This window comes from Vibrio fujianensis, assembly GCF_002749895.1.
In the GTDB taxonomy this organism is placed as follows: domain Bacteria; phylum Pseudomonadota; class Gammaproteobacteria; order Enterobacterales; family Vibrionaceae; genus Vibrio; species Vibrio fujianensis.
Genome location: NZ_NBUS01000036.1, coordinates 121,093 through 126,513, shown reverse-complemented (window position 1 = coordinate 126,513; position 5,421 = coordinate 121,093). Strand labels below are relative to the sequence as shown.

The 5,421-nt window shown below is 41.6% G+C and carries 6 protein-coding genes; 3 read left to right on the top strand and 3 right to left on the bottom strand.

Translation table 11 applies throughout. From position 1 onward, the window contains the following. Positions 1-391 precede the first annotated feature (391 nt). Together B7C60_RS03110 and B7C60_RS03105 are read left to right on the top strand one after the other, a co-directional pair. Complete coding sequence (locus tag B7C60_RS03110) at positions 392-952, top strand: tyrosine-type recombinase/integrase (RefSeq protein WP_099610386.1); 561 nt, start codon at positions 392-394, stop codon at positions 950-952. A 101-nt stretch (positions 953-1,053) separates the two neighbouring features. After that, positions 1,054-1,554 carry a lecithin retinol acyltransferase family protein gene (locus tag B7C60_RS03105; RefSeq protein ID WP_099610385.1) on the top strand — a complete coding sequence of 167 codons (501 nt, stop codon included), beginning with the start codon at positions 1,054-1,056 and terminating at the stop codon, positions 1,552-1,554. Positions 1,555-1,592: 38 nt separating this feature from the next. Here B7C60_RS03105 and B7C60_RS03100 read toward each other — a convergent pair whose 3' ends face one another. Continuing rightward, complete coding sequence (locus B7C60_RS03100; protein WP_099610384.1) at positions 1,593-2,246, bottom strand: inovirus Gp2 family protein; 654 nt, start codon at positions 2,244-2,246, stop codon at positions 1,593-1,595. A 249-nt stretch (positions 2,247-2,495) separates the two neighbouring features. After that, positions 2,496-3,599 (bottom strand): hypothetical protein, encoded by a 1,104-nt coding sequence (locus tag B7C60_RS03095; protein ID WP_099610383.1) that lies wholly within the window; start codon positions 3,597-3,599, stop codon positions 2,496-2,498. Between the two features lie 111 nt (positions 3,600-3,710). Between B7C60_RS03095 and B7C60_RS03090 the strand changes: the two genes are divergently transcribed. Continuing rightward, positions 3,711-4,292 carry a hypothetical protein gene (locus B7C60_RS03090; protein WP_099610382.1) on the top strand — a complete coding sequence of 194 codons (582 nt, stop codon included), beginning with the start codon at positions 3,711-3,713 and terminating at the stop codon, positions 4,290-4,292. 92 nt (positions 4,293-4,384) lie between these two features. Here the strand turns inward: B7C60_RS03090 and B7C60_RS03085 are convergent. After that, a partial coding sequence (locus tag B7C60_RS03085) for a tyrosine-type recombinase/integrase (protein ID WP_245868458.1) occupies positions 4,385-5,421 on the bottom strand: 1,037 nt, incomplete at its 5' end.

Genomic DNA, 5,421 nt, shown 5'->3' with positions numbered 1-5,421 from the left:
TACCTGAGTAAAAGGGTGGATCAATTTTGATTGATCGTTTTTAAGCTAAAAGTGGATCAGTTTTCGGTGATCGTTGACATGCACCTACAAGAAACAACCGAGCTATATGAAATGTGGGAGTGTAACTTTCTAGCTTATGTGGCAATGGACGCTTACAACCAAATTCAGATTAAGTGTGGCTAGTAGCCAGAGCCAGTCCACTTACCACCCCGGAACACTCCCCTCCGTAACCAAACATTCAACAAAACCACCAGCATAGAGCTGCACCGACGCCTGCTTCCCATATTGTTAAAACGGGAAGCATCAATCCCTTATTGCACAAGGGTTTCTTGAGGTCGTCGGCTCTGTGCTTCCCAATACACCTTTCTACAGACAAAAAAGGAAGCAGATTATGGCTGAAGTCCAAGCAGTCAAAGACGATGACACCATACGCCTAGTTGGTCATCTGTTGAGTATTCGTTTTCATCCACAAATGGCCGATGTGTGGTATATCGGATTAAACCTAGCACTGCGGATTTCTGATTTGTTGTCGATCCGCTTTGAAGACATTAATGGCGACCGGCTCATTATTCGTGAGAGTAAAACTGGCAAGCTCGCCAACATTCAACTCAATACCAAAGCGCAGCAGCACATTGCTAGATTGAGAGAGCAACATCCCGACCACATCTATTTGTTTCAATCCCACCGATGCCAACAGTTGAAAAACAAACCACCCCAGCCAATCTCACGACGCGCCGTGTCAATGGCGTTTCAGCAAGTAGGCCGAGAACTGAATATCGCTTTAGGTACTCACTCGATGAGAAAGACCCGAGGTTACTTTCTTTATCAATCCACAAAAGATATCGGCCGTGTCATGAAAATGCTTCGTCACACATCTGAGGGCGTCACGCTTCGCTATATCGGAATCACTCAAGATGAAGTCGATAAAGACTTTGTTTCTCTTGAACTTTAAACCAGGCCATTTAGTGAAGGGGCGGGGCCGCTAATCCCTTATAAACATTAAGCTCAGAGCCCTTTTGAGTTTCGTTATCATCACATTGGAGAGTAAATAACATGAATCCATATCACGCAATAGGGAGCTTTGTTGTAGGCAGCTTATCGAAAAGCTTAGCGCATAACCTATTTTGGAAAACCGATGGTCCTGTTAGAGGGAGCATTGTGTATTGCGATCTCGCATTTGGATATGCTGAGCATTCAGGTGTGTACATGGGAAATGGACGTATCATCCATCGAAATGGCAAAGGTCTTATCGAAGCCGTATCAATTCATCAATTCCTAGCATATACCACAGCCCTTTCCATTTACGTGAGTTGCAACGCTCAAGGTAAAGCCATTGGCAGTGAGTTTACCGCTCAAATTGCAGAAGCTATGCTTGGTGTGCAAACAGACTATTCCCTGTTAAATGAAAACTGTCATCAGTTCTGTAGCTACTGTCTAAGTGGTGACATCTTCTCAAACACCTTCACTTTGACTCAGCTTAAAGGTGACGCTCGCACGCACCTTCAAGCCAGTCAGTGGCGCGTGTGGGATTTAAAGCATCGTCACAAAGGATAAGGGGATTCTCTCCCCTCTTTTTAATCCCTTAGCCGAGGTTACCTAGTGCTACAGCCAAAGCAACGATGTCCCTCGCCATAGCGCTTACTCCTCTTCTTGGCTAGATAGCTAATCCGATAAAACAGATCCGAATATTGATCGGTAAAGTGCTCACTATTTTTTTCGATATAGTAACTATGGTTAATCGGAAAATGGACCAAACCTAAAGCCTCTTCCTCACTACACCCTAGAGCGCTCGTCCATGCACCAGTAATAAGACTTGCCAGAGAATCTCTTTGTTTGTAGCGGCCAATTGTGAAAAAGCGGTCTTTATTGAAAAGCAGAACAAGGTGATAATGCTCATGCATTGATGTGTCCTGCTCTCTAGCCCATGCGTATCTCACTTTGCACGGAGCTGCCCTCTTGCCCATTCTTTTCCTTCGTATTCCTTGGGCTTTAATTTTTTCACTTAATGACTCTTTGAACCGCGACATTAGCTTTGTACGACGAATGTTATAGTTCACAGCTTCATCGCGAGTAAGATCGTCAAGAAAGCCATGAGACGGTAGTCGCAAGTCGACTCGTATCGCATAGGTTCTAGGGTACTCTTCGATAGAGTAGTTCATTGTTTCGATTAACTGCTCTAAATAACCTTCTTCATTATCTTTAAGAGTGCCTTGAATCAGTAATCCGTTGTATGTTGATTTTTTCATGAGTAAGTACCTGTTGTATGTGTTCACAGGTATCTCTACTCATATTATTTTTTACCTTATTTCCCCATCACCTACTTAGGGGTAGGTGTAGTAACCTTGATTAACCCTTTAAAACGTATATTACTGTATCTGCCATTTCCTATTGACAATTACTTCTCGACTAACCTTTAGCGACAAAGCGTTGCCTAACATAACTAAACGTAAAACTACTCGGAACTTATCAATAACATCAAAGCGATTTATGAACGATTAATCGTACAAAAAAACGCCTTTAATTACCCAAGCATCTTCATCCGAATCAGGCTGAAAGACAGCAGAATCACTATCAATCACGCTTAGCTCACCTGAGTATGCATTACCTATATTTGACAGCACATAACAAGAGGTTTCTGTTCTAACGAAATAGATATCGAAGGGCCCCTTTGACGTGCTTTTTGTAATCTGCTCACGAACGATACTTAAGAAAAAATCAGAGAAATGATCAATATCCCTGAGCCATATCTTATGAAGATCGTTATTTACCTCCTTCAAGTTCGTCAAAGCAATAATATCTCGACTACAAGCATGGTAGTCTGTCGTTAATTTGTCTCGAATATTTTGTGATACTAGCTCGTCAAAAAAGTGGTTCAGCCTGCCTAAAAGGCTATGTCGAATTATCTCATTCGACAAAAGATTCCATCCTCTTCGGCCTTGTGCTATTCGACTCCTTATCCGCTGATTAGGCTCACACCCAAGCATCTTCTCTGCTTTAAAACCTATTAGCTCAATCCTACTACCACCAAACACCGTTGGGTCTATGATGCAAATCGAATGACTCTTTTTGTATAGGTAAGGTGCATTACAACCAGCGACAAACTTCAAAATAAACCTATCAGCTACCAACTCGTTTATGTAACGGTGTAACCTTTGCTTCGTCATTCCGGTCACTTTAGAAAGATGAGAAAAACTAATACTTTCAACAACCCCTAACTCATCCGTTAAAGAAACCAATACAACTTTAAGTAGTCGCTTCGCCAACGCTTCAGCACGTTCATCTGTTAGGGCTTCTCCAATACCTAGTATTGCTAGAATTGAAGCTAGCTTCTCATTAGGGCACTCCTGAGAGCTATCAAAACCTGCTGGATAAACGACAGCATACGATGACTGCTCGTTATTAAAAATTACCTTATCACACATGCATAAGCGTGCTACCGAACCACGAACTGTCGACTCTTTTATCTTTAACTTTTCCGCCAGAGATGCAATTGATAGGAACACGTTTCTTTGCTCTCGAGTACACAAAACCCAATGCAAGTATACGACTTTGTCCTGCGGTTTCAGCTCTTTCCATAACTGGAGAATCACACTAATCATGATTGTCACATTTTATTTATAATACCTATTAAGTTTATAATATCATAATTTTTGACAGTATATTATTTACATGTAAAGCTACATGTAGCAAAACAAATTAAAGGAAAGATAGTGAGTAAGGAAATCGATAATTTTAAGGCGTGGGTTAATTTTAAGAACAAGAAAATGACCCAATGGTTAACTGAGTATTTCATCAAAAAAGGGATACCAAAAAGTCTTCCTTCTGTAGACGACATAATTACCAACCCTCTACAACAGAGCATCTTGAAGCAAGCTGAACACTACTTTTCTAGGATTCCAGAGCCAGCTTTAAGGAAAGAGAAACTCTCGAACATGAAGAAATCTTGGGCGCAATACTACAGAAGAAAAACAGGAGCCAAAAAAGTACATACTGTCTATGTTGATGACAAAACTCACACAACTCTCAAGAAAGTTAAAAAGAAATATCGATTAGATAATTTAGGTCAAGCTGTAGGATCAATTATCGATGGAACGGCACTTAAAAGAGAGATTCGAAGGCTAGAAAGAGATAATGACTTACTGAATAAAAAGCTCGAAAGTTACGATTTGCTAAAGACGAAAAGCCGTCAGAAGGAGGGTCAATTAGAAGAAATGCGTAATAAAGTAGACTCACTTGAAGAGAAAAACTTAATGTTGACGAAAGCGCTCGAACAGTTAACCAACTCTCTATAATCTAAGTTACATAGGCTCATAAAACTAGAATTCATGCTGTTCCTCGAGCCATTAGGAAGAGTCTGTATCTTCGTTACACATTGGACGAAAAATCAAGCCGATCTCGTCGCTGATAAAGGAACAATATTCTCAACTGTCAAAGCCTGAAGCTTATCGCCCCACGCCTGTAAAACGACTAGTTGCTCATCAAGGTAGTCATGGTGGTTATAAACTCTAAGCATACCCGGTAGCTGGTGGCCGACTGTCTTTTCTATTGCCACGATATCCAGCCCCATTTCACTACAACGGCTAATAAAGGTACGACGCAAGTCATGGGGTGAAAAACGCTCTAGATCGGCTGGTAAATTACGTTTGATCAATGCCCGTACTGCCGCAGGCTCTTGGGCTTTATCTACAGTGAGTTGAGGCCAAACAAACTTCCATTTACTTGGGACACTTTCACGCTGCTCTTGCAATAACTCAACAAGATAATCACTGAGCGGTACTTTGCGACTATCCGGACTTTTAGTATGTCGCTCTGCTGAGCTGGCTGGTAGAGTCCAAACCTTGTTTTCCAGATCTAGCTCACCCCAACGCATTTCTAGAACAGCACTGATACGTTGACCACATCCCAGCAAGAAACGTATTAAACGGACGTTAGAAGGGGCTGTACGCCACTCCCCTAAGCTAGTTAACAATATTTTCAACTCAGAAAAGCTAAGGTTTCGCTTTGTTACTTTAGAGCCCCCTCCAACATCCTTTGCTTTTAGTTGTGGTGCCGGATGAGAATCAAGCATATTAAGAGCTAAGGCATGGTTAATCACTTGATTGATGACTTTATGGCAAGCACCGATAGCACCAGCCATACGCTTACCCTCTTTATCAACCTTCGCATCAAAAACCTTATTAAGATCATATATGCTTAAATCCGTCAGCTTAATATTACCGATAATTGGCTTTATATCTCGATTGTAAATGGTTCTCGACTGATCGCCTCGTAATTGCTTAGAAAGACGCTTCTCATCAAAACTCTCAAATGCATCGTTAAAGGTCTTTGCCTCATCTTGTGCGCGTTTTTCTTTATCCAGTTCAACCTTTGGGTTCTTGTTGTTCTCCAGCCAACTCCGATAGCGGCCAGCTTCTACTCTTG

Excerpts from the sequence above, each read along its gene's own strand:
- B7C60_RS03110 (WP_099610386.1), top strand. The coding sequence starts at position 392 with ATGGCTGAAGTCCAAGCAGTCAAAGACGATGACACCATACGCCTAGTT.
- B7C60_RS03105 (WP_099610385.1), top strand. The coding sequence starts at position 1,054 with ATGAATCCATATCACGCAATAGGGAGCTTTGTTGTAGGCAGCTTATCG.
- B7C60_RS03100 (WP_099610384.1), bottom strand. The coding sequence starts at position 2,246 with ATGAAAAAATCAACATACAACGGATTACTGATTCAAGGCACTCTTAAA.
- B7C60_RS03095 (WP_099610383.1), bottom strand. The coding sequence starts at position 3,599 with ATGATTAGTGTGATTCTCCAGTTATGGAAAGAGCTGAAACCGCAGGAC.